This window comes from Elusimicrobiaceae bacterium (genome assembly GCA_017520185.1).
GTDB lineage: Bacteria > Elusimicrobiota > Elusimicrobia > Elusimicrobiales > Elusimicrobiaceae > Avelusimicrobium.
Genome location: JAFXGO010000018.1, coordinates 1 through 23014 on the forward strand (window position 1 = coordinate 1; position 23014 = coordinate 23014).

Sequence of the window (23014 nt, forward strand, 5' to 3'; positions counted from 1 at the left end):
ACCATCGCCGGGATAGTCCGTATGGATCGTCCCGCGTACACCAAACTGACCATTGGTTTTGCCAAATTCTCCCAAAATTTCATAAGACCCATCCCACGACGTACAAAAGCGAATCGGGTCATTATACCCTTTGCCCGTACCATCAGCGCGTTTAATACACGGGGTCTCTTCGCCGTTTTCAAAGTTGGAACCACAAAGCGCAGCAGCAGTTCCTGCTAGTTTCCCGTCACTTAATTTATAACATTGCCCCCCTCTACATTCATACAATGGATTAGGACAAGTGGAAGTCTTTTCCCAATTGGCTGAAGCACCATAACAGGTGTACGAAGCACACATAAATTGGGACAAATCAACCGTATTTGTAGGAGGAATAGCACTACCAGGATCAGCATCTGTGATATAGTTGTTTTGCAAACTCATGTCTATCGTGCGCACAGCCGGGCTCTTTTCCGGATTGCCGATATCGTTGGAAGCGTAATATTTGGCAATTTCAAAGCGTACGTTTTGAATAGGAAAGGCAACAGAGTACGTGGCAGAACCGTTGGGTTTGTTGGTACAGTATACATCCATACACAAACCTAAACAGTGGTTAGGATAACTGTTATTTTCTGTCGGAGACGGATACGGCTGGTCATACTCAATCAAAGCAGAGGTTTGCCACGGGTCAGACGTGTTTTTACCGGCTACATTAACGATACCGCCCTTATAATCGGCATCTGTTAAGTTTGCTGTTTTCCAGTTGCAATATACGTCGTTGATTCCAAAACCACTTGCCGTATTTTTATAATACACCCCCATGGAGCGTACTTCGGCCGATTGGGCAAAGGCGGATTGCGCCGCCAAAAACAACACAGGCAAAAGCAGCACGGGGGCTACCTTGCCTAACCACGTTTTGAAAGAGGAATGAAATGTCATGTTTTATGAGGTCCTGTTCGTCTGAATTTTAAAATCTTTATATGCCAACAAACCGCCGAGTCCTTTTATTTTTAATTATTTTAAAAAGACTCAAAACGGACTTACTCTTAAATTCTTACAACTTTTGCACAACTTGTCAACTGTTTTCTCTCTTTTTTTCGTCAAAAAAGATTTCTTACTTACCAAATTCTTGTCTTCACGCGCTTTTTGGGCTTTTATAAAATCTATTGAGGCACTTGATCTGCCACTTCCCGATAGACGGCAAAAGTACCGCGACGACCATCTTTGACCCAATAGAGTGCCTTATCGGCCTTTTCAAACAACTGTTCTGCATTGGAACCGTCCTGCGGGAAAGAAGCAATCCCTTGACTAATACTTAAGGTGACGCGTTGACCGTCGGTATATCTATCCGGAATGGCGATGGCATTGATGCGCTCTTTTAAGCGTTTGGCAATGATTTTGGCTTCTTCATCATTGGTGCGGGGCAGCATAATTACCATTTCGTCGCCGCCGTATCTGCACGGAAAATCCGTCTGACGCAGACTGGTGCGAATCACGCGGCTGACCTCTTTTAAAGCCCAGTCTCCTATTTGATGACCATAGGTATCGTTGATTTGTTTAAAAAGATCAATATCTAGCACAATTAAAGATAAAATCAAACCAAAACGTTTGGAGCGATAGATCTCCTCCGAAAATTTTTCGCTAAAGAAACGACGGACCGGCAGTTTGGTCAGTTCGTCATAGTTAGAGAGTTCTTGCACACGCTCAAACAGGGTGGCATTGTCTATCGACAGGGCAATTTGGCTAGAAAATTGCTTCAGCGAAATAAAATCCAAATAATCAATCCGCCGACGGGATAGCAAATTATCAAAAGTCAAAAAACCCACTTTTTTGCGTTGCACTTTTAAGGGGATATATACAACATTATTGATAGAACGATAGGTAGCACCGCTGCTAAAAATTTCTTTTAACAAAGTACGTTCATCTTCCGGCAGATCCTCCCCCACTTGACGGGAAACCGTCCCTGATATATCCACACCCAATATACTTTTGATTCTGGTACCGTCATAATTGGTTTGATACAAACGCACACGATCAAAGCGAAAATATTTCTGCACACCTTGCAAAATCATTTCCAAACCGTCAGACAAACGTAAGGAAGATGCAAAAATGGTGGCCAAATCATTTAAAGCCGTAGCGATGTTTAAACGTTGATTTTTGGATTGGTCTTCCTCCGTGTTGGTCAAATTATGAGAAATTTCAGCCGCTACGCTTTTGATAAGTTTTTTCTCAGGTTCCGTAAAATGACGGTTCCGACGGAAACGCTCTAAACGCAACACCCCCACGCTGTCTTTTCTGACGGTACGCACTTCTTCTCCGTCTAAAATCATATTGGGCTTTTTCCAACGGAGAAGCACATATACCGCCGGATAATTAAGTTCTGTAGAATCGGCTATTCCATCGCGCAACAGTGTTTTTAGAAATTCTGGCTCCCCAAGCACAGAAATATCTTCTTGCATATCCATACAATACTCTTTTTTGCACATCAAGTTTAAAGAAAGCAACGCGCGCTCTTGTTGCCAATTAAAAAAATAAACTCTGTCTAATTTAAATAAATCTCGCAGAGCCGGCAGCGCACAATCCAACAATTCGCGTTTGTTTTGAAAAGTTTGGTTTAATTTCTTGGCAAATTTAAATAGTGTAAATGCTTCTTTATCAAACATGCTTTACCCCTCATACAAAGACAACAAATACTGGGTTTCTTTGGACACTTTATCAAGTTCTATATCCAAACTTGCTTGAGTAAAACGTCCCTCTACGATTTGAGTGGCACTGACTGCTAAAATTTTATTCAACATTTCAATAACGGTGCCCGTAATGGTAATATTGGGCAATGTGCGCGCCGAAGCCAAAATAGCGGCATAGGTTTGCAAGCGTTGAGAAGATGTAAAAATAAGTTGCTCAAAACTATCCTCAAAAGCGGGAAAAACTTCCATCGCAGAAGCATACTTAACCTGATTATCCGCCCGAGCCGACCATTTAATAAACTCAAGTGCGGTTTGCTTATCTTTTCCGGCCACATTAATCATTAAGTTCATACCGGACAAATAAGCATAAGATTGATCCCCTGTACGAGGAACCGGCAAAGTCTTTACACGGGCACGACCTCGACCGTGAAAACTGACGAGCCCTTGTTTACGAGATAAAAGCATGCTGGCTTTGCCTGATAGCATGGTCCCCAAACTGCCACGTTCCCTCAAAATAGGCATATAGTCTTTTAATGCCAAATTTATATAATCTTTCACACCTTGCTTAAAGGCAGCGCAATGAATTAAACTCTCGCGCAAATCAGGAGTAAACAAGTCAGCCCCATGCCCCCATATTTCCATAAAGGTACTGCGCGTAGATAAAGAGCCGCGCCAATCCCCATTTTGCATGGGATAATAGCCTTCCACTTCTTTAAAATAATCCTGCAAACGGGCACACACGTCTAACAAGCCGTCCCAAGTGGCTAATTCCTGCTCCGGATTTTTGGTGACAAATTTTAAATGATCTACCCGATAATGCAACGCGCTCATATCAAACCACCACGGGTATGAATATAAATCTTTCGTACCGGGTTTGTAGCAATGCGCTCTGAGCGGAGCCAATGCCGTAGATAAGGAAAGGCCGGGATCTAATTTTGATAAATTTTCTGCCACACCGGCGCGGGTAAGAAGCGCCGTCCAATAATGCGGAATTTGAATTACGTCAGGGATCACCTCTCCGCTGGCAGGATATTTAAGGGTAAAAATTTTCTTCCATAATTGATTGCGCGTCAACACCTCCACCGTCACATCAGCGGCAGGGTGTTCTTTTTTAAAACGTTCCACCAATTTTTGATAATCGGCTTTTGTATGCGCACCGGAGTCCGGCATAACCCACAAAATCATCTATTATTGCTCCCAATTTTTAACCTTTAAGTTTGGATTAATATTGATTTTCCACTTTTTATCCAAAGCATTCGGACCGGCATATTCTAACTTTTTCCACGCAGCCAATGCAATCATGGCCGCATTATCCGAAGACATGGTGCGCGGAACAAAATGCGTTTGGATATTTCGTTTTTGAGCCTCTTTTTGCATCAACTCACGCAAAAGCGTATTGGCCGCCACACCACCGCCAACAGCGATATGATGCACTTTATATTTGTCTGCTGCCAACATGGTTTTTTTGACCAAAGTCTCACAAACAGCTTGCTCAAAGCTGGCACAAACATCCGGAATATGAATTGGCTGATGATCACGTAAATAATAACTGACAGAGGTTTTGATACCGCTGAAAGAAAATTCCCATGTACCTGGAAGCAAAGGGCGCGGGAAATCTATAGCATCACGTCTACCCTTTAAAGCCTGCGCAGAAACTTGCGGGCCTCCCGGATATGGCAAACCCAATAATTTGGCCACTTTGTCAAAAGCCTCTCCGGCTGCATCATCACGCGTGCGACCCAACACTTTATATTGGCCGTATCCTTTGACATACCAAAGTTCGGTATGACCGCCCGACACAATAAGGGCAATCAACGGAAAACTTAACGGATTTTTAACTTCATTATCCTCAAATTCGCAAGCAAACAAATGCCCTTCCAAATGATTCACTCCGATCAACGGCACTTGTTTAAAATGAGCCAGTGTCTCCGCCGCCACGCGCCCCACCATCAGACCGCCGGGTAAGCCGGGCCCATGCGCAAAAGCCACACAATCAATTTCTCTGCCACCTAACGCCTGCTCAATAACAGTGGCAATTTTGGCTGCGTGCGCGCGGCTGGCCAGCTCCGGCACTACGCCGTGATATTTTTTATGTTCTTCTATTTGAGAATAAATTACATTGCTCACCAATGTTTTACCTCCTACCAAGACGGCGGCGGAAGTTTCATCACAGGTGCTTTCAATGCCTAAAACAGTAAAGTCTTTTTTCATCATAGTTTATTGGGCGCTTTCTTTTTCTTCCGGTTGTTGCACTGATTGATCTTGCGCTTTTTCAGATTTTTTTGCCAATATTTTTTCAGGACCTTCTTTCAAAATCTCAACGGCTTTATCCAAGACCGGATCCTTTTCTTTAAATTCCATTTTCGGTTTTTCTCGGCCCGGAGTATATACTATATTATTATACTGCATAAAAATATTCACTTCTTCTTTGGGGTCTACCTTTACCTCCACATCCGGAAAAATGCCACCTTCATTCTCTTTGCTCTTATCGCGATAATCGCGATGAATCAAACGACCTTTAGGCGTATAGTATTTGGCAATCGTCAGACGCAAGCCGGCACCGCCCTCTAGCGGAAGAAGTTGCTGTACGCTGGCTTTACCAAAACTGCGTTGCCCCACGATGACGGCTCTGTCATTATCCTGCAAAGCACCGGAAACGATTTCACTGGCAGAAGCAGAGCCCTGATTAATCAATACCACCATCGGAATATCCGGATATGGGGCATGAGCACCGGTTTTAAATTCTTGGTAATATTCCTGCTTACGCCCTTGTGTATACACAATCATTTGATGATTACCCATAAACATTTTGGCAATATCGGCCGCACCGTTTAATAGACCGCCCGGATTGAAACGCAAGTCCAAAACCAACCCTTTCATGCCTTGTTTACTTAACTCTTTTAAAGCCTTTTCCATTTCTTCACCGCTATGGCCGGAAAAATCCACCAAATAAATATAACCGATTTTGTCTTCCAACATACGGAAGTAAACCACTTCCGGCACAATTTTTTGGCGTTTAAAATGAAAATCCGGCAAATTTTTATATTCACCGCTTTTTTCATCTTTGCGGCTAATGGTAATTTTTACTTTTGTCCCCACCGGTCCACGCATCAAATCCACTGCACTATCGAGTTCCATCCCCGTCACATCTTTATCGTCCACAAACAAAATACGGTCACCCGGCATCACTCCCGCTTCAAAAGCAGGCGTGTTGGGCATAGGACTCATGACCGTCACAAATCCGTCCACTTTAGATAAACGAATCCCCAAACCGCCAAAATCTCCCCGGGTATCATTTTTCAATGCTTTATAATCTTTAGGTTCTAAATATTGGGAAAAATCGTCCAATTCGTCCACCACTCCGCGAATGGCACCGGTAATTAATGTATCGCTATCGGTCGGCTCCACATAATTTTCTTTTACATATTCCAACACCGTCACAAAAGTGCGCAACTGTTTTAAACCATTATCCACCGCTGCGTAGGCATACGGGAACAAAGTCCCCACAAAAAAGATAACGGCCAGCCAAGAGGCTATTTTTATTGATTTTTTATTTTCCATAACTATCCTCCGCGTTTTTACACGCATTCTTCAAATCTTTTTTTCCAACCAATCCATCGGGTTTACAGCCGTAGCCCCCTGACGGGTTTCAAAATAAACGGCATAACGGCCCGTACCGGATTTTTGTTGCGTATCCAAGCCGGCCGTTCCCAAAATACCGCCCTGTGGCAATTTTTCACCAACGGTTGCCTGTATCTGACTTAAAAATCCATAAATACTAAAGAAACCTTTTCCGTGATCAACAATAACTACATTTCCGTAAGAGCGGAACGGACCGGCATAAATGACGTCTCCCTGTGCCACCGTTTTTACGGATTCTCCGGCTTGAGCAGAAATCTTAATACCATCTCGGAAAATCCATGTGTTCAGGTCCTTTCTATATTCTTTGCCAAACTTGCTGATTATCTTTCCTTCCACCGGCCAAGGCAATGAATTTTTGGGCAAATCGATTTTAGCAATGGAAGAAATGGTTTCTTCTTTTTTACCGGTTTTAGCAGCCTGCTCTTTGGCTTGCGCTTGCTTTTTGGCAGCTTCGGCCTTACGTTGCCGTTCAAATTTAGCCAACAAATCGTCCAATGCTTTGGCTGATTTATTCAGTTCGTTAATTTCTTGACGGATAGCATCGGCTTTCTTCTTGGTTAATTTTAAATCTTGTTGTTTTTTTAAAAAATTAGTGGTGATGATTTTTTCTTTTTGCTCAATTTGGGAACTCTGCGCCATTAATTTTTGATTGCGTTTTTCAAAGTCATAAATTTTTTGTTTGGCGGCCTTATTTTCATTTTGCAAAGAAACGGCAAATTCTGCTTTGTGGGTTAGGTTTCTTTCCAGCAAAACTTCTTGCACCAAGTCCAATTCTCCGGGACAAATTTCACAAACCGGCAACAAATAATGCTCTGCAATCTCTTGAGTCAACAGGTGCCGCCACAATGGCATACTCCTCTCCAAGGCCTCCCGCTTATCTTCGGTGGAAAGGATCGTTTTTTCTACATAACTGATGTCAGAAGCCAACTTGTCTTTTTGACGTTTGGTCTCTTCCTGACGGTTTTTAAGAGTAGAAATTTCCTTAGAGATGGCTTGCTCTTGGTCTTTGTATTTTTTTAATTCTTGTTGTTTTTGAGCGGCTTGTTTTTTCAGACGGTCTAACTCTTGTTTGCGCGCAACCTCAGAATCGGCTTGTGCAAACAAAGCCGGCATCAGAAAAAAAGAAGTCATAAAAAATACTAAAATTTTTGCCATTTACTCAAAGTCCAACCTAATAGTCCGCAAAAAACCAATAAAAACAATTGTCTTTCTACAGAAGTAAAATTATGTAAAGCCGGCACCAATAAGCCCGTAGGATAAACCAGCGCCACAAACACACCCAGAGACAAAAGTCCCGCTCCTATGGCAGAAACAACCGCACCGCCTACATGAGTTTTGCCTCTTAATGGATAGGCCTCTACCATAAACATAAAGACCAAAAACAAAATAAAAGCCAATAAGCAGGCTATATTTAAAATGTGCAAACACAAACCGCTATAATAGGTCATATCAGCCTGCGCTTGGGAATATTTGACGGATAATTGCGGATATTCCGCCGCCAAGTTCTGCGCAAAAGAGCGTACGTTGCTGATGGCCCTGTCGGCCAAGGTTAACTCAAAATAAGCAGGCATCGGTTCATGACCTAAAAGTACCATAGATTGGGTTAATCTTGGATTCTTTTTCTTTAAAGCGGCCAAAGCATCTTGCGGTGAAAACAGTTTAACGTTTAGAATATCTTCCTTTGCGTTCAGACTTTCTCCCAAAGAGGCCAAAGCATCATTTTTAGCTTCTTGGGAAACCGCCAAAATGACTTTAAAATCACGTACCAGCTGCGCATGATAAGCGGAAAGTTGCTTTTGCAAAAAACTTACTGCCTGCCACAAAACGGCTATCGCCAACACCAATACAAAAAGCCGGCGATATCCGCGAAATACAACCGCAGCATGTTTTCTCTTTTTTGGTTTTTCTTGTAAAAAATCGTCCATACCTTTCCTTTACAAAGCGAGGATTTTTTTAAATTTTTCCTTTATATCCGTATTATGATAAACCCCTTTAAATTCTTCAGCTCCCGGTCCGTATGCCACTCCTAAAATCATTCCGGAAGAATGATTGGGGGTAGACCACACTAAACCATAAGCCTCGTTTACTTTTTTAAGCAAACCTCCATAATCGGGCACATGATGTAAATGCAAATCTATTTTTTCTCCTAAAAATTCTTGAGTCATTTTTTGTAATTTTCCGGTCGTTTGCATAATTCGGGGCAGTTTTTTAAATTCGGGATACATAAAATACAACATTCTTTTATGTTTAAATAATTTTTGATAGTACGGATAGTTAATGTAATCTACGTTTCCGCTATATAATTTTTCACCCTGTGCGGTTTTGTCGGCCATTTGTTCTGCAGAAACATGATGATAATGAAAAGAAGGGACACCTGTTTCATGATCGGCATTAACATAGACCAGCGTATCTTTTTTTTCTTTTGCCCAGTTCCACACATAATCCAATGTTTCATCAAAATTAATCATTTCCCACAAAGCAGGCCCCGCCTCATTATCATGCAAGGCCCAATCTATTTTACCGGCTTCCACCATCAGCACAAAACCCTTTTCATTTTGGCTTAAAATCTCTATCGCTTTTTGGGTCATTTCCTTTAAAGTAGGCACGCTGGGGTGATTTTCTTTTTCGCCGTAAAAGGGCAATCCTTCTTCAGAAAAAAGCCCTAAAATGCGCCCCTGTTTTACCCCTTGCATTTCTTTAGCAGTTTCTACTACTTGCCAACCTTGTTGTTTTGCTTGGGACAAGAGGTCATGATTATTTCCAGTGATAAAATATTTTAATCCACCGCCTAATACTACTTGTGCTTGGCTTTCCACCAATTGGCGAGAAATCAGATGTTTTTGTCCGCGATTATTCGCATGTGCTAAAAATCCGGCCGGAGTAGCATCGGAGACATAACTATCTGTAATGACCCCTACCGATTTGCCAGCCTTAATGGCATCTTCTAAAATGCTAGTCACTTTTTGACCTCGCTCATCTACCCCAATAGCTCCCGGTGTTGATTTTACACCACAGGCCATCTGCGTAGCCGCGCAGGCAGAGTCAGTGACGACACTGTCATGCGTATGCGTAAAAAACATACCCGTTTCAGAAGCATTGATAAATTTTTCTAGGGTAGAAGTTTTATCAGGATATTGGGGCAGGTCTGCCAATTTAACCCCTTGCATAAACATACCCACAATACTGCTGCCCATACCGTCACCAATAATCCAAACGGCATTCTTTGCCGTTTGGCCGCATACGGGCAAAGCCAATAAAAAAAATAATGTTATTTCTGTCAATATTTTTTTCGTAAATTTTCCCTCTTTATGCCATCGTTTTTTTATACAAGGCAATGTAATCTTGGGCAGATTTATCCCAAGAGTTATCCTTAATCATGGCATTTTTGACCAGTTTATTCCACGTCTTTTTATCTTCATAAACCTTCAATGCCTGCTGCAAAGTGGCATAGATGCCGTCTTCACTGAAGTTTTGAATAAAGAAACCCGTAGCGGCCGCATTCGTGCTGTTTTCTTTATAACCAACAACGGTGTCGGCCAAACCGCCCACCTTGCTCACTACCGGCAAAGTACCGTATTTCATGGAAATCATTTGAGACAAGCCGCAGGGTTCAAAACGAGACGGCATTAAAAATAAGTCCGCACCGGCATAAATATGGTGTGCCAACTCTTCGTCCAATCTGTCCACATAAGCAATATCGTGTGGATATTTTTTAGCCAATTGACGATATTGCTTTTCCATAACGGGGTCACCCATACCCAGCACCACAAACTGCACTTTATCATGCAATCTTTCCATCACGCCGTAAGCAATATCCAACCCTTTTTGATAATCTAAGCGAGAAACCACCCCGATTAACGGTTTGTTAGGGTCTTCTTTTAAATTAGTTTGTTGTTGTAAAAGTTGCTTGGAAACAGGTTTATTTTTAGAAAAAGTCACCGCGTCATAACCAATAGGCAATAAGGTATCAATTTCGGGATCCCAAATTTCCGTATCAATTCCATTAACAATACCGAAGAAATTTTTATTGCGGTATTTTAACAATCCTTCTAGACCAAAACCCATAGACGGATCATTCTGCACTTCTTTGGCATAGTTGGGACTGACGGTGTTGACATTATCAGCAAAGACGATACCGCTCTTTAAAAAACTGATACCGCCATAATATTCAAATTTGTCGGCTGTAAAATCTACCGGATGAAAACCGGCTTTTTCATAACTGGAATAAGAGTAATGCCCTTGATAGGCGATATTGTGAATAGTGAGTAAACTGCGAGTACGCGTAAAGAAAGCGTCCAATTTATAAACAGTTTTCAAATAAGCGGGAATTAAGGCCGTTTGCCAATCGTGACAATGAATAATATCCGGGCGGAAACCTACAAATTTACAACCTTCCAATACGGCACGAGAGAACAAAATAAAACGTTCATCATTATCCAAAAAATCTCCCATTTTGGTACGATACAAATCCGGACGATCAAAATATTTGCGGTTTCCTACGAAAAAGACCAACACATTTCCCCAATTAATATAAGAAAGTGATACCTGCTCTACCTTTCCCCCCACCGGAATCAAGAAAGCACCCGGCACCACTTTTAACGAAGAAACGCGGCGAATATTACGATAGTGCGGCAGGAATAAAAGCACTTTATTTCCTTTGCGTCCGGCCAATTGCTGACTTAAAGCACCTACAACATCGGCCAAACCTCCTGTTTTACAAAACGGAAAAGCTTCACTGGCTGCCATTACAATATTCATTTTGATTCCTCCTGAGATTTTTCTTCTTGGTTTGCTACGGGTAAAGCCTCTGAGTCCTGCTCACAAGGCTCTTGATCGGCGGCGGAAGCCGCAGGCAAATCTGTTGTGCCTACCGGCACCGTTTGCTCTTGCGCTGAGGGTTGTTCTTGTGTGCTGATTTCGGAAGGCATTTCTTCTTCAAACATATCTTTAGGACGTTTAAAGAAAGCATCTGCCGGCACAGAGGTTTCATCTTCCAATGACAAAATAGCCGGACTACCTAAAGGCGGCAGTTTTTCATCAAAAGGCAAGTCTTCTTGTTTTTCTTGCAACTGTTTAGCCGCAAATTCTTGTAAATCCGGCAATTCCGAAATTTTATTCAACCCAAATAAGCGTAAAAATTCATCTGTTGTTCCGTATACCATAGGACGTCCGATGGTATCTCTTTTTCCCAATACACGCACCAAACCGCGCTCCAGCAAACGATCTAACGGGGCAGCCACATCCACACCGCGAATCATTTCCATTTCGGCACGAGTGACCGGTTGTTTATAAGCAATAATGGCCAATGTTTCCAACGCGGCATTAGAGAGGCGAGTCGTCATTTTCTCATTATATAAACGGCGTACCCAACGGCCATATTCGGGTTTGGTACACATTTGATACCCTCCCCCTATCTCCAATATGCGGATAGAACGACCCGTTGTTTCATATTCTTTAGTCAATTCCTCAATCAACTCCAAGACACGTTTGGCATTAATCGTTTCCACCACTTCAGCGATACGTGAAGGCTTAAGAGGACGGTCCGTAATAAAAAGTAAATTTTCCACAATTTGTTTGGCATCATCGGTTTGCAACAGCTCCGCCATTTCTTTGACGGCGTCTTGCTGCGAGGATTGTGAATTTAAATTTTCTTCCATATACTCTCCGTTAAGCCGCGCCTGAATGCATCAGTTCGCGGAAGTCTTTGTCTTGGTTATCAGGGTTCAAATAAATACGGATTTGTCCGTCTTGCTCATCTTGTCGCGCGAGCAGCTTTTTAATTTTCATCAACTCCAATACCGCCATAAAGCAGGTAATAATGCCGCGCTTTTTGGTCTCTCCCACAAAAATATCATCCAACAACACCCACTGACGGGTTTTAAGCATAGTCACCACTTTTTCCATTTTGTTTTCAATAGGGAATTCTTCTATTTTCAGCAGTTCAATACGTTTTCTTTCATCTAAACGGTCAAAGGCGCGTTTTACGGCAGCAAGCAAATCAAACAACTGCAAGTTGAGCACTTTTTCCCCATTATCAAAAATAGGAGCAGACTTATAAAAATTATCTTTATTTTCTTCGAGTTTTTCTTCCAAAAACTTGCCGGCTTCTTTGTATTTCTGATATTCCAGCAACTTGGCAATCAACTCTTTGGCAGGGTCCGGCCCCTCGTTTTCTGAAGTAGGCACCTGAGAAGGCAGCAAACTCTTGGCCTTAATTTGCATAAGTGTGCTGGCCATCACCAAAAAATCCCCCGCTATTTCCAAGTTTAACTCTTTCATTACATTAAGATATTCCAAATACTGCTTGGTAATTTCGGATACGTTCACTTCCGCCACATCAAGGTTATCTTTCTTGATGAGGTGTAAAAGCAGGTCCATCGGACCTTCAAATACATTCAAGTGAACGTTAATGGGTTTTTGTTTCATCATTTAACTATTTTCATAGCCCGTTTTACTTCTTGTAAAGTCTTGGCCGCGGAGTAGCGGGCCGCTTCGGCACCTTGTTTTAAAATGGTTTGCAATTGGGCTTTATCGTTTTCAAACATTTTTCTTCTGTCTAAAAATTCCTTCAATTCAGGCTCCATCAAGGCATACAACTCTTTTTTACAGGCCACACAACCTAAGGCACCGGCTTTGCATTCTTCACAACGTTTGGCACAATCCGGATTATAAATTTTATGGAAAGCATACACCACACAATGTTGCGGATCGGCCGGATCATTGGCTTTTTTCTTATTAGGATCGGTAAACATGGACATAATTTTTTTGCGGGCCGGCTCCAATTCTTCCCCCAAATCCAACGTATTATGATAGGACTTAGACATTTTATGTCCGTCTAATCCCGGTACTTTGGTTTCTTTGGTAAATAACGGTTTCGGCTCTACAAAAACATTATCCACTCCATAAATCTCGTTAAAACGACGCACCAAATCACGTGCTATTTCTACATGGGCGGTTTGGTCTTCCCCTACCGGCACATAGGCGGCTTTATGAATTAAAATATCCGTAGCCATCAGCACCGGATAGCCCAAAAACCCATATACAGAAATATCTTCATCCGCCAACCCTTTTACCCGTTCTGCAAGAGGCGTGTTTTCATCTCCTTTCAGTTGACCGGCATATTTACGGGCCAAGAGTTCGTTTACTTGGTCTTTATACGTCGGGTTTCTAAGCAACCATCCCAACGGTGTAATCATGCCTAACAATGTATTAAGTTCACTGATTTCGGGCACATCGGATTGCACAAAAATATTGCATTTTTTAGGATCCAAACCGGCAGAAAGCCAATCAATTAACATACGCTCACTGTTAGCGGCTAAGTCTTCGGTTTGTTTGTAAGAAGTAGTTAAGGCATGCAAATCTGCGATAAAGAAAAAGCATTTATATTTTTCTTGCAAAGAAAGCCAATTTTTGAGCGCTCCATGATAGTTGCCCAAATGCATTTTGCCCGTAGGGCGCATACCGGATACAATAATTTCTTCGCTCATAAAATCTCCTTTATAATCCAAAAATTCGACTTAAAATATTAACAATCAAATACATGGGCGGATATAAAATATATCTAAAAGCCCCCGTCAAAATCAGACCCAAAACAATATAATTGCCAAAACGGCCCATAAAAACAGAATAAGCAATAGCCGCCTTCACCGGAAGAAGCGCAATCAAAATATGCCCTCCATCTAACGGCAAAATAGGCATCAAATTAAAAACGGCCAAAAGCACATTGATTTGCAAACCATACACCAAGCAGAAAATTGCTTTTTCCGCACTTTGCCCATTTAACCAGCCTGATACCAAAATCACTTTGATTAGCAAAGCACAAATAATGGCTAAAATCAAATTGGCGGAAGGGCCGGCCAAAGACACCTTTCCCATGCTTTTGCGTGGATCCGGCAATCGCAGACCGTTTACCGGCACCGGCTTGGCCCAACCAAACATCGGGGTACCAAATAAATAACAAACAGCAGGCACCAATATCGTACCTACCAAATCTATATGCGCCAAAGGGTTTAAGGTTAAACGGCCCATCAAATAGGCGGTGTCATCTCCCATTTTGTACGCGGCATAACCATGTGCAAACTCATGCAGCACAATGGAAAAAAATAAAATCGGCAAAATGATAAACAATTCCATAATGCTATTTTACCAAATACACGCGCGTTCGGGCAAAGAAAAGAAAAGGGGATTTTCTCCCCTTTTCAATCATTACTCATTGGATATATTTCTCTGCTGTTGCAAGCGGCTCCAATTAATCCAGCCTATAACAGCCATAATCAGGTAAATGGTTCTTTTGGTCAGATAAACGGCATCGAAATGAGCAATATACATACCCACCGATATAATATCGGTAATAATCCACCAAATATACTGCTCCCGATAGCGCAGCAAACCCAGTATCGTAGCCACAATGCCAATCGTCAGCGTAAAGGCATCAAACCAGGGCACTTCTCCACCCATTTTGACCAATACTTCATGGCAGCCGTATCCGATCAGCACTACTGCCACGCTGATAGCCACATTTTGCCACATTTTCAATTTTTTTGCTTTGGTTTTACGGGAAATTTGGCTATCTCTGTGCTTGGCCCAAAAATACCAAGACATAATATTCATGGGAATATAAAAAAATATTTCCAAAGCAGCCGTTCCCCAAATTTTCCAATATACCAAATAAATGGCATAAACGATGGTATTAACCAAAGCAAAAATAAAGGTACTGATGTTAGCCTTAGCACTAAAGAAAATACAGATTACGCCACAAACGGCACTGATAAAATTTACCACCGTCAACCACGCGGGGTTTCCGTCGGCAGAGCCGGAGGTAAAACCTTTTACCATCGCCCAGCCGGCTATCAGCACCATCACAGCACCCATCAGGTATTCATACCACGTCAAATCCTGAAAACTTTTTTTAATATTTTCTAATTTTAAATCACTGCAAACAGTCATTTTTTTCCTCTTATTTAATCACCGTACCCGTTTGACCGGTTTGATAGTGTACAATGCGGATTTCAATTCCTTTTTCTTTGGCTAAACGTACAGCATCCGGATGCAAAACATTGGCTCCGTTTAAAGCCAGTTTATACATTTCATCAAAATCCAATATTTCATACTTTTGCGCCTGCAGGTCTTTGTTGGGATCGGCGCTATACACACCATCTACGTCTTTGACCATTTCCACATGGTCAGCCCCCAATTGGCTGGCCAAAAATACGGCCGAAACATCCGAACCGCCACGTTTGAGTGTGGTGATTTCTTTATTTTCGCCAATTCCCTGAAACCCCGCCACAATAGGCACATGTCCTTCTTGCAATTCTTTGGGCAAACGGTCCCCTTTCAAAGACAAAATATCCGCCCCCGTATGCGCACAAGTGGTAATTAACCCTATTTGGCTGCCGGTCAAAGAAACAGACGGCACTCCTATTTCTCTAAGAGCAATAGACAACAAAGCCACACTCACGCGCTCGCCGGTGGTAATCAGCATGTCCAACTCGCGTTTATCAGGATTGCGGCTAATACTGTAAGCGTGGTCCAAAAGAACATCTGTCAAATTGCCATTGGCAGAAGCCACGACAACGGGCAAGTATCCTTCTTGATAACGGGACTTAATTAAATCTGCCGCCATTAAAAGTTTTTGTTTATTGGCCAGTGTATTACCGCCAAATTTCATGATGCAAATTTTTCTCATAATCATTTCCTATAACCACGGAGCCAATGTATATTGCTCCAACATTTCCTCATAAGAAGGGCGTTTACGCACAACGGCAAACTCGCTTCCTTTTACTAATACTTCCGGCACCAACGGGCGGAAATTATAGGCAGAGGCCATTGAAGCACCATACGCTCCGGCACACATTATAGCAAGTAGGCCTCCCTCCTGAATAGGCTCGATAATACGCGCATGGGCAAAAACGTCTCCGGATTCACAGATAGGGCCCACAATATCAGCAATGATAGGGGGTATGCCTTTTTTATGAACGGGCAAAATGGTATGCCAGGCATCGTATAAGGCAGGGCGAATCAAATCATTCATACCGGCATCTACTACGATAAAGTTCTTTTCTCCGTTTGTTTTGGTATAGGTCACTTCCGTCACCAAAATACCGGCATTACCCACAATGGAACGGCCCGGCTCAATGATAATATGTTTATTTAAATGGCCCAACGTTTCATGAATCACTTGCGCATAGGCCTGACAAGTAGGGGGCAACTCTACGTTGTAATTAATACCCATACCGCCGCCCAAGTCAATATTTTGTATTTCAATTCCTTCAGCCGCCAATTCCTGCACCATAGAAGCAATTTTGGTAAAAGCCAGGCGGAACGGCTCTACATCTAACAATTGAGATCCGATGTGCACCGCAATACCGGCCACTTCGATTCCGTCCATTTTCGCCGCTTTGCGATAGAGAGCCAACCCTTCTTCCCACGCTACGCCGAATTTATTTTCTTTTTTGCCGGTGGTAATTTTGACGTGGGTCAAAGCATCTACGTCAGGATTAATGCGTAAAGCAATACGGGCTTTTTTACCCTGCGCCAAGGCCACTTGATTGACGCTTTCCAACTCTACGGCAGATTCCACATTAATTTGCAAAATATCCAAGCGCACTGCTTCTTCCAACTCTTTACGCGTTTTACCCACGCCGGAAAAAACTATTTTATTGGCCGCAATACCGGCGCGCAAAGCAACGTACATCTCCCCTACGGACACCACATCGGCTCCGCTGCCCATCTGTGCCAAAGAGGCCACTACACTTAAATTGGGGTTGGCTTTGACAGAATAACAAATCGTAGCATTCAGGCCCGATAAAGCCTCATGATAGTCTTGATAGTTTTGGGTAATTTTATTGCAAGAATAACAATAAAAGGGTGTTCCCACCTCTTGAGCAATTTTGGCAATTTGAGTATCTTCTGCAAACAATTCTGCATTTTTATATTGAAAACTCATACAATTCTCCTTGTCTTTATAAAAAATTTCCCCCACTTACAATTAAGCGGGGGTTAAAACTAATTCAAATCAAACATTCTTTATCCGCGAAATTGTAAGCAAGCAGGCAAGGCACGTTTTTTGGCCTTGTTGTGTTTGCTGACGCGTTTGATAAAGAAATACTGTTTCATACTTAGAGTATAATAAAATCCCTTACCGCTTGGCAAGAAAAAAATAATATTTTTTTTCATCTTCTTTTTGAACACATAAAAATTAAGATAATAAAAAGGGGGTAGTTATGAAGAAAATTATTTTACTAAGACATGGCCAAAGCACCTGGAATCAAGAAAATCGTTTTACCGGCTGGACCGATGTGCCTTTATCCGAGCAAGGCCGCCAAGAGGCGCGCCAAGCAGGGCGCATACTAAAAGAGCAAGGTTTGATATTCAGCAAGGCTTTTACTTCTTATTTAAGCCGCGCGGTTCAAACCTTAAACTTAGTCTTGCAAGAAATGCAGCAAGAGTGGATACCCGTACAAAAAACGTGGAGACTGAATGAAAAGCACTACGGCATTTTACAGGGGCTTAATAAAACCCAAACCGCTCAAAAATACGGTTTGGAACAAGTAAAACGCTGGCGCAGAAGTTATGACGTGGCTCCGCCAGCCTTAGAACCCGATGATCCGCGCAACCCATTTTTTGACGTGCGTTATCAAAACGTACCGTTGGCGTATTTACCCAGAACGGAATCCCTGCAGGATACGATAGCGCGCACTTTGCCCTATTGGCAGGAGCAAATTTTCCCTTTGTTGGAGCGGGAGCAAAATTTGCTGGTGGTGGCACATGGCAATAGTTTGCGCGGCATTATTAAACACGTCAAAAATATATCTGACGAAGAAATCGTAGATTTAAATTTACCCACTGCCATTGCCTATGTTTTGGAGTTTGACAACACACTCTATCTGACGCGGGATTATTTTTTGGCAGACGAAAAAGATTTAAAAACCCGCATGGACGCGGTGGCCCGCCAAGCCGAACAAAAATAATCCGACAAAAAACCCCGCCTTTCAGGCGGGGTGTACGGATAAAATATATTTATTCTTCGGCTAGGGCCTCTATGGTGGCAATCACTTCCTCACCGGAGGGGTCATACTCGTCTAACCCCAAAAAATCAGCGCAGGCACGTTGGTCATTTTCGGTATGTTCGTCTCCGGCGGCGCAATAAACGGTGTCTTTATCTTCATATAAACGGGCCAATTTATAACCATAATTTTTGCTATTTACACGCTCTGCCACCACACCTTCGCCCCGTCCTCCAAACTCTGTGGAGTAAAGGACAATCTTAAAGCCTTTTGATACGCAGTTGCCGTCTTCGGGCTGTTCGGAATCTTTACTGCAATAGGTGGTATAACCTAAACCGGCAGGACCATACAATGCAGGAGGTGCAGAGTCCAGCTGACCCCAATGGCGGGCATAACGCCCCCCCATACGCAGTTTATAGCGCTCTTGAGAGCGGGAGGTATTGCCCATCAGCATGTCCGCTTCTGCCATTTGCATTCTTTCTACGGCCAACAAATATGACGGCACCGCAAAGGCGGACAAAACGGCAATAATGATAATCACAATGATCATCTCCATCAACGTAAAGCCTGATTTTTTTGATAAAAACATACGCACTGTCAAACCCTCTAAAACAAAATAAAAACAGGGATCAATTCCCTAGTTTCATTTTAGCATAAACTAAGCAAAAAAAATACCCCGCCTTTGGGGCGGGGTAAAATCCTACAAATTAGGAATTAGTGGGTGATGGTGCAGGATCCATCCACAGAGTCCACACCGCAGTATTCGGCGCAGATAGCAGCATCACTTTCAGCTTGAGCACCTACGGTGCAGGTCACGGTCGTAGATTGATACGGACGAGACAAGGTGTAGGTATATTGGCTGCTGCCTACGCGAGCAGCGGTCACAGTACCGTCAGCAAATTTGTCACTTCCGGTATTGGCTTGGTCCAATATGATAGCAAAGCCGTTAGTCGTACAATCAGTTTTGGCAGTTTTGCCAGCAGCTGTGCCACCTTTCGTGCAGAACACACCGGTAGCAATGTTGGTGGGGGACACGTCTAAGCCGGAGAACATTTTGGCATAGCTGTTGTTTTTCATGTAGCGGCGTTGTTGAGCTTGAGCTACAGAACCCATCAAGGTGTCAGCTTCCGCGATGCGAGAGCGTTCAACCGACTTGAAGTAAGCCGGCATGGCCATAGCGGCCAAGATACCGATGATCAATACGACCACCAATAATTCAACCAGGGTAAAACCCTTCTTATTCATAAAACCTCCTACAGTTTTACTTTTTGAATTTTAATTTCATAGCCTAAAGGGCTACAAATCTAGTTTAACATTAAGCCGTTAAAAAATCAAGTCTTTTTAATTTTTTTGTATTTATCGACGAGAAAATGAAAATAAAAAGATTTTTCTTTCTTTGTCTTTTTCAAAATTTAATTATTTCTCTGCTCTACTTTACGCACTAAAAATCCGCGTCTTTAAACGCGGATTTTTGTATTAAATATTGCTTGCCAACAGCAGGAATAACCCCAAAAACACCAAGCACAAAAGTATTTTGGTCAGGCCCAAGTGTTTCTTTAAAAACTCATTGAAGCCTTTGGACTCACACCCTGCCAATGCCAGCACAAATACGGCAATAAGCGGCACGACAAACATAAAGTTATAAATCAATAAATACGCAATCGCTTTTACGCGGAAGGCAGGGTCCTGCATAATCAGCACCACCGTAGGCACATACACTTGCCCCGTACACACCGCCTCCAACAAAGACACCACAAAACCCACCGCCAATGCGGCAAACATCAGCCGCCACAGGCTGTCTTTCTTTTCACGCAAGAAAAAGCCCATAATTTTATGAATGCGCACTTTTTGGTTTTGCGAAAGTTGCAAAAGCATCTTTTCGGATTTTTTGGTTTTTTGATAAATCACAAAATCGTACAAACTTAGCACAAAAAACACCAAACATAACAAGGCAGAAATACAATAGAAGGCTTTAATCACCCAATAAAAGCCTCTCATGGCATATAAAAATTGGAAAAGCCCCAACCCGATTAACACATACGCAACAAATACCGCCGCACAATACGCACTGCCCACTACCAAAATTTCACGACGGGTATATTTATATACGGTTAAGAAAGAGATAAAAAACACAATCACCGCAAAGGCGCAAGGGTTAATCCCGTCCACCAAGCCAGCTCCGATAATGGCCCAAAAAGTAATTTTGGAAAAGGCAGTTTGCGTGTCTTCGGTATGGGTGGCCAGTTTGGTTTCTAAAGAAAGCATTTTGGCCTTTTCAATGGCACTTTCGGCATAGGTTTTAATCTCGTGCGGATAGCCCATCATATACGTATCGCCCACAATGGCGGTGGGAAAGGCGGCCTCTTTGCCATAGGCTTTGGCCGTATCACGCAAAAGCAGATTATTGTTGTCTTTGGAAATATCGTAGATCAGGAAGTTTACTTCTTCTTTATACTTTTCCTGCAAGACGGGCAAATATTCATTTTCAAAATGCTTACAATGGATACACGTGGGGCTGACAAAAACAGCAAAGTCCACCTTTTCAGCCGCGCACAACGGTAAAGCCAAAAAAAGCGCGCAAGCAAACAACCACTTCTTCATGCTTACAGCCCCCCTTTCATAAACTCGGCAATACCGCTCATAATCATATTTACAGACATCAACACCAACATCATACCCATCAACCGCTCAATAGCAATCAAACCGCGCTTACCCAACAGGTTGCTAATCGGGAAAGAAAGCATCAGTACCGCCAAGTTGATAGCAGAGGCAATAACTACCGCCGCCACCGTCAGCCACTTGTTAGGTTGCTGGGCAGACATAATCATCACAATAGACAAAGCCGCAGGACCGGCCACCAACGGAATAGCCAACGGCACGATAAACGGCTCTTCTTCCTTCGGGTCAGACTTGGAGTTGTCATCTCCGCCAAACACCAATTTGATAGAAATGATAAATAAAATAATGCCGCCGGCAATGTTCATGGAAAACTGCTGTATGCCAAAGGCACGCAAGAACCATTTACCCAAAAACAAAAAGCCAATCATCAAGGCCAACGCTATCACCATTTCACGCACTAATACAATGGTGCGGCGCTCCGGAGCCACTTTTCTAAGGGCAGAACTAAACAAAGGAATGTTCCCAAACGGGTCCATGATTAAACACAAAGTGATGACGGAAGAAATCAGAAAGTCCATAAAAACTCCTTTTTAAACAATGGCAGTTTACAAAACAGACCGCCTTGTATATAGTATAGCATTTATAAAAAAGGGCGGCAAAAACACCGCTTTGTAATACAAAAAAACAAGTGCAAAGCAAAGGCTATTTAGTAAAATATTTATATGTTTAAAAGTAATGAAAACAGTTTTTTAAATATTGTGAAATGGTTTTTTCTGGCCACGTTTATCGGTGCGGCAGTGGGCGTGGTGGATGCGGCCTTTTTAAAAGCCTTAGACAAAGCCATCGCTTGGAGAAACCAATATTTCTTTTTTTACTTCAGCTTGCCCTTTTCTTTATATATCGTGTGGTTGCTGGCGCACAAAGCAGCCCCCAAATCTCAAGACCATTCCACTGATGCGGTGATTGAAAAAATCAATTCTTACCGTCCGGTGGATATTATTTCTGCCGTTAAATCTTTGGTACTTTCCATTTTTACCATGACAATCGGCGGTTCCGCCGGTAAAGAAGCCCCTTGCGCCGATGCCGGAGCAGGGGTGGCCTCTTTGTTTGCGCGGTTCTTCCGCATGAATTTGGCAGACCAACGCAAAATGATGATTTGCGGTGTCAGTGCCGGTTTTGCCGGTGTGTTTGGAGTGCCGATATCAGGTGCTTTATTCGGGTTGGAAGTTTTGTGGGTGGGGCATATTTTTTATGAAGTGATGTTCCCTGCATTTATTGCCGGAATTACCGCGTTCCAAGTGACAACCTACTTAGGAGTAGATTACCTTTATCACCCCATGAATTTTGCCCCCGTCTTTGCCGAAAAATTCTTTTTAAAAGTAGTCGTGGCCGGATTGTTTTTTGGGTTTATCTCTATCTTATTTACCGAAATTCAAAAGTTTGTCAAAATTATCTTCCGCTTCATCGCCTTGCGCACCTCCCCTTTTTGGCGCAGTTTTATCGGGGGAGTAATTTTGGTAATTATCGGGTTGTGGATTTCTCCCCTCTATTTAGGTTTGGGTTTGGACGGCTTTGAAAAAGTATTGGCAGGCGCAGCACTGGAAAACCCGTTCGGCTTTTTAATCAAATCTTTTACTACCGCCGTCACTTTTGCCGCAGGCGGTGTGGGCGGTATCGTGACGCCGATTTTCTTTGTGGGGGCACAAGCAGGGGCTACCATTGCAGGATTTTTGGGTATAGACACCGCTACGATGGCGGCTTTGGGTTTGGTAGCTGTTTTGGCCGGCACCGCCAATACACCGCTTTCAGCCAGCATTATGGCTATTGAACTTTTCGGTGCGGAAATTGCCCCGTACGCCGCCGTCACCTGTGTAATCAGTTTCCTTTTAAGCGGACGCCAAAGTGTATACGGCAGTCAACGTGTCTCTTTGGACAAAAAAAGAGAAACTGCTATTTCCAAACTAGACTATTCCAACCCGCAAAAAGCCAAAAGAGCCGCACGCAAAGGAATGGTGTTAAAAACGTTAAAACAAATGTCCAAACACTTAATTCCGGACCCGAAAGGATTTGATGATGAAAAATAAA

22 protein-coding genes are annotated in these 23014 nt (G+C 42.8%); 2 read left to right on the top strand and 20 right to left on the bottom strand.

The window, feature by feature from the left end; genetic code table 11:
• From IKL48_02295 to lysA, 16 genes are all read right to left on the bottom strand, one after another.
• Nucleotides 1–915: hypothetical protein (locus IKL48_02295; protein MBR3603508.1), on the bottom strand; the 915-nt coding region annotated here is incomplete at its 3' end.
• 224 nt (nt 916–1139) lie between these two features.
• A complete protein-coding gene (locus tag IKL48_02300) occupies nt 1140–2639 on the bottom strand; it encodes a sensor domain-containing diguanylate cyclase (protein ID MBR3603509.1) in 1500 nt (499 codons plus the stop codon).
• A 3-nt stretch (nt 2640–2642) separates the two neighbouring features.
• Nucleotides 2643–3848 (bottom strand): extracellular solute-binding protein, encoded by a 1206-nt coding sequence (locus IKL48_02305; GenBank protein ID MBR3603510.1) that lies wholly within the window; start codon nt 3846–3848, stop codon nt 2643–2645.
• Between the two features lie 3 nt (nt 3849–3851).
• Nucleotides 3852–4874, bottom strand: a complete 1023-nt coding sequence (gene tsaD, locus IKL48_02310) for a tRNA (adenosine(37)-N6)-threonylcarbamoyltransferase complex transferase subunit TsaD (GenBank protein MBR3603511.1) — start codon at nt 4872–4874, stop codon at nt 3852–3854.
• Between the two features lie 6 nt (nt 4875–4880).
• Nucleotides 4881–6224 carry a S41 family peptidase gene (locus IKL48_02315; protein MBR3603512.1) on the bottom strand — a complete coding sequence of 448 codons (1344 nt, stop codon included), beginning with the start codon at nt 6222–6224 and terminating at the stop codon, nt 4881–4883.
• A 30-nt stretch (nt 6225–6254) separates the two neighbouring features.
• A complete protein-coding gene (locus tag IKL48_02320; protein ID MBR3603513.1) occupies nt 6255–7436 on the bottom strand; it encodes a peptidoglycan DD-metalloendopeptidase family protein in 1182 nt (393 codons plus the stop codon).
• A gap of 8 nt (nt 7437–7444) precedes the next feature.
• On the bottom strand, nt 7445–8230 hold the full coding sequence (locus IKL48_02325) for a permease-like cell division protein FtsX (protein MBR3603514.1): 786 nt from the start codon (nt 8228–8230) through the stop codon (nt 7445–7447).
• A gap of 9 nt (nt 8231–8239) precedes the next feature.
• Nucleotides 8240–9586, bottom strand: a complete 1347-nt coding sequence (locus IKL48_02330) for an alkaline phosphatase (protein MBR3603515.1) — start codon at nt 9584–9586, stop codon at nt 8240–8242.
• Nucleotides 9587–9611: 25 nt separating this feature from the next.
• Nucleotides 9612–11063, bottom strand: a complete 1452-nt coding sequence (gene glgA, locus IKL48_02335) for a glycogen synthase GlgA (GenBank protein ID MBR3603516.1) — start codon at nt 11061–11063, stop codon at nt 9612–9614.
• Nucleotides 11060–11962 (bottom strand): SMC-Scp complex subunit ScpB, encoded by a 903-nt coding sequence (scpB, locus tag IKL48_02340; protein ID MBR3603517.1) that lies wholly within the window; start codon nt 11960–11962, stop codon nt 11060–11062. Before scpB ends, glgA begins: the two co-directional genes overlap by 4 nt.
• 10 nt (nt 11963–11972) lie before the next feature.
• Entirely contained in the window at nt 11973–12734 is a 762-nt protein-coding gene (locus IKL48_02345; protein ID MBR3603518.1) for a segregation/condensation protein A, read from the bottom strand.
• Entirely contained in the window at nt 12731–13792 is a 1062-nt protein-coding gene (trpS, locus tag IKL48_02350; GenBank protein MBR3603519.1) for a tryptophan--tRNA ligase, read from the bottom strand. Before trpS ends, IKL48_02345 begins: the two co-directional genes overlap by 4 nt.
• Nucleotides 13793–13802: 10 nt before the next feature.
• The gene (locus tag IKL48_02355) at nt 13803–14438 is read right to left on the bottom strand and encodes a site-2 protease family protein (protein MBR3603520.1); all 636 of its coding nucleotides are present in this window, start codon (nt 14436–14438) and stop codon (nt 13803–13805) included.
• A 72-nt stretch (nt 14439–14510) separates the two neighbouring features.
• On the bottom strand, nt 14511–15251 hold the full coding sequence (locus IKL48_02360; GenBank protein MBR3603521.1) for a nicotinamide mononucleotide transporter: 741 nt from the start codon (nt 15249–15251) through the stop codon (nt 14511–14513).
• Nucleotides 15252–15261: 10 nt separating this feature from the next.
• The gene (locus tag IKL48_02365; protein ID MBR3603522.1) at nt 15262–15990 is read right to left on the bottom strand and encodes an aspartate kinase; all 729 of its coding nucleotides are present in this window, start codon (nt 15988–15990) and stop codon (nt 15262–15264) included.
• A gap of 9 nt (nt 15991–15999) precedes the next feature.
• Nucleotides 16000–17250 carry a diaminopimelate decarboxylase gene (gene lysA, locus IKL48_02370; protein ID MBR3603523.1) on the bottom strand — a complete coding sequence of 417 codons (1251 nt, stop codon included), beginning with the start codon at nt 17248–17250 and terminating at the stop codon, nt 16000–16002.
• A gap of 277 nt (nt 17251–17527) precedes the next feature.
• Between lysA and gpmA the strand changes: the two genes are divergently transcribed.
• Nucleotides 17528–18274 carry a 2,3-diphosphoglycerate-dependent phosphoglycerate mutase gene (gene gpmA, locus IKL48_02375; GenBank protein MBR3603524.1) on the top strand — a complete coding sequence of 249 codons (747 nt, stop codon included), beginning with the start codon at nt 17528–17530 and terminating at the stop codon, nt 18272–18274.
• A gap of 49 nt (nt 18275–18323) precedes the next feature.
• On the opposite strand, the gene IKL48_02380 is transcribed toward gpmA, so the two are convergent.
• The 4 genes from IKL48_02380 to IKL48_02395 form a co-directional block, all read right to left on the bottom strand.
• Nucleotides 18324–18899, bottom strand: coding sequence for a prepilin-type N-terminal cleavage/methylation domain-containing protein (locus IKL48_02380; GenBank protein ID MBR3603525.1), 576 nt, complete (start codon nt 18897–18899; stop codon nt 18324–18326).
• A gap of 125 nt (nt 18900–19024) precedes the next feature.
• Nucleotides 19025–19555 carry a prepilin-type N-terminal cleavage/methylation domain-containing protein gene (locus IKL48_02385; protein MBR3603526.1) on the bottom strand — a complete coding sequence of 177 codons (531 nt, stop codon included), beginning with the start codon at nt 19553–19555 and terminating at the stop codon, nt 19025–19027.
• 231 nt (nt 19556–19786) lie between these two features.
• The gene (locus tag IKL48_02390) at nt 19787–20911 is read right to left on the bottom strand and encodes a hypothetical protein (protein ID MBR3603527.1); all 1125 of its coding nucleotides are present in this window, start codon (nt 20909–20911) and stop codon (nt 19787–19789) included.
• Between the two features lie 2 nt (nt 20912–20913).
• The gene (locus IKL48_02395; protein ID MBR3603528.1) at nt 20914–21507 is read right to left on the bottom strand and encodes an NAAT family transporter; all 594 of its coding nucleotides are present in this window, start codon (nt 21505–21507) and stop codon (nt 20914–20916) included.
• 144 nt (nt 21508–21651) lie between these two features.
• Between IKL48_02395 and IKL48_02400 the strand changes: the two genes are divergently transcribed.
• Nucleotides 21652–23013 carry a chloride channel protein gene (locus IKL48_02400; protein ID MBR3603529.1) on the top strand — a complete coding sequence of 454 codons (1362 nt, stop codon included), beginning with the start codon at nt 21652–21654 and terminating at the stop codon, nt 23011–23013.
• Nucleotide 23014 lies beyond the last annotated feature (1 nt).

Coding starts and splice junctions, on each gene's coding strand:
- IKL48_02300 (MBR3603509.1), bottom strand. CDS start 2,639: ATGTTTGATAAAGAAGCATTTACACTATTTAAATTTGCCAAGAAATTA.
- IKL48_02305 (MBR3603510.1), bottom strand. CDS start 3,848: ATGATTTTGTGGGTTATGCCGGACTCCGGTGCGCATACAAAAGCCGAT.
- tsaD (MBR3603511.1), bottom strand. CDS start 4,874: ATGAAAAAAGACTTTACTGTTTTAGGCATTGAAAGCACCTGTGATGAA.
- IKL48_02315 (MBR3603512.1), bottom strand. CDS start 6,224: ATGGAAAATAAAAAATCAATAAAAATAGCCTCTTGGCTGGCCGTTATC.
- IKL48_02320 (MBR3603513.1), bottom strand. CDS start 7,436: ATGACTTCTTTTTTTCTGATGCCGGCTTTGTTTGCACAAGCCGATTCT.
- IKL48_02325 (MBR3603514.1), bottom strand. CDS start 8,230: ATGGACGATTTTTTACAAGAAAAACCAAAAAAGAGAAAACATGCTGCG.
- glgA (MBR3603516.1), bottom strand. CDS start 11,063: ATGAATATTGTAATGGCAGCCAGTGAAGCTTTTCCGTTTTGTAAAACA.
- scpB (MBR3603517.1), bottom strand. CDS start 11,962: ATGGAAGAAAATTTAAATTCACAATCCTCGCAGCAAGACGCCGTCAAA.
- IKL48_02345 (MBR3603518.1), bottom strand. CDS start 12,734: ATGATGAAACAAAAACCCATTAACGTTCACTTGAATGTATTTGAAGGT.
- trpS (MBR3603519.1), bottom strand. CDS start 13,792: ATGAGCGAAGAAATTATTGTATCCGGTATGCGCCCTACGGGCAAAATG.
- IKL48_02355 (MBR3603520.1), bottom strand. CDS start 14,438: ATGGAATTGTTTATCATTTTGCCGATTTTATTTTTTTCCATTGTGCTG.
- IKL48_02360 (MBR3603521.1), bottom strand. CDS start 15,251: ATGACTGTTTGCAGTGATTTAAAATTAGAAAATATTAAAAAAAGTTTT.
- IKL48_02365 (MBR3603522.1), bottom strand. CDS start 15,990: ATGAGAAAAATTTGCATCATGAAATTTGGCGGTAATACACTGGCCAAT.
- lysA (MBR3603523.1), bottom strand. CDS start 17,250: ATGAGTTTTCAATATAAAAATGCAGAATTGTTTGCAGAAGATACTCAA.
- gpmA (MBR3603524.1), top strand. CDS start 17,528: ATGAAGAAAATTATTTTACTAAGACATGGCCAAAGCACCTGGAATCAA.
- IKL48_02380 (MBR3603525.1), bottom strand. CDS start 18,899: ATGTTTTTATCAAAAAAATCAGGCTTTACGTTGATGGAGATGATCATT.
- IKL48_02385 (MBR3603526.1), bottom strand. CDS start 19,555: ATGAATAAGAAGGGTTTTACCCTGGTTGAATTATTGGTGGTCGTATTG.
- IKL48_02390 (MBR3603527.1), bottom strand. CDS start 20,911: ATGAAGAAGTGGTTGTTTGCTTGCGCGCTTTTTTTGGCTTTACCGTTG.
- IKL48_02395 (MBR3603528.1), bottom strand. CDS start 21,507: ATGGACTTTCTGATTTCTTCCGTCATCACTTTGTGTTTAATCATGGAC.
- IKL48_02400 (MBR3603529.1), top strand. CDS start 21,652: ATGTTTAAAAGTAATGAAAACAGTTTTTTAAATATTGTGAAATGGTTT.